Genomic DNA, 1,025 nt, shown 5'->3' with positions numbered 1-1,025 from the left:
AAGTTCACCGTCTTCTGCAAGTTCAAATGTTACCTGGTAGTTAGTATTGCTATTTGTAAACTTACTAATGTCAAGGTTCATTGGATATGTATCTACTTCTTTTCCCTTTGCCACAGCTTCTCCTGTGAAAGAGATTGCAGATGTCGGATAATCACCCAATTCGCTCTCATTAGAAATTGTATAGCCTTCTACCTGCTGCTCAGATCCTGTGTACTCCTTGGAGTCCTTATTACCTTTGATCTTTACAGTAAGAATCTTCTTTACTACCTCTACAGAACCATCCTTGATATCCCATGTTACTTCGAAGTTATCGTTGTTATTTGTGAACATGGAATCTGCAAGGCGCATGTACGCTGTGCCAACTTCCTTCTGGGTTGCGGATGCTGTATTCCAGGAATCTGCTTCGCCGCCATCAAAGTTAAATGTGAAGTCTGCACTGCCTTCTGTTACGTTATACAGAGTATTGTTTGCTGATGCTGTAAATCCATTTACAGTATGATCTTCTCCATCGTAAGGAATTCCTTCCTCCTTAGTTCCTGTGATGGTTACGGTAACCGCTGCAGGAGTAATCTTAAGAAGACCCTGCTGCTCAATTACGAACTCAACATTTGTAAAGTTAGCATTTGTGTTCTCAAAGCTATCCTTTGTAAGTCCCATGCTAAGTTCACATACATCAGCACTTGAAAGGTGGATGTTTACACCCTGTGCATCACTCTTAAGCCTGAAGTCATTCTCAGTATAGGTCTCATCATCGATATCAACTGTATAGCCGTCAGCTGTGAATGTATCTCCGGTATAAGTCTTTATTGTCTGATTTCCGGAAATCTTTACAGTAACCTTATCAGATACAGGTGTGATTTCCTGATAACCATCAATAACTACAAATGTTACGTCAAAGTTTTCATCTGTGTTTATGAAGCTGCAGGTAAAGTCATCGCCATCCTTAGGTGTTCCCTTAAGGCCCATGTCCTTCTTACCAACATCCTTCTGTGTTGCCTTGGCTTCTCCGTTAATTTTTACAGCTG

General features: G+C 40.9%; 1 protein-coding gene. It reads right to left on the bottom strand.

All coding sequences use genetic code 11. The features are described from left to right. A partial coding sequence (locus tag G613_RS19760) for a hypothetical protein (RefSeq protein ID WP_035774892.1) occupies positions 1-1,025 on the bottom strand: 1,025 nt, incomplete at both ends.

Source organism: Butyrivibrio sp. VCB2006, from assembly GCF_000420945.1.
GTDB lineage: Bacteria > Bacillota > Clostridia > Lachnospirales > Lachnospiraceae > Butyrivibrio.
Note: the sequence above shows the minus strand (reverse complement) of the source record. Positions and strands in the feature narration are given on the sequence as shown.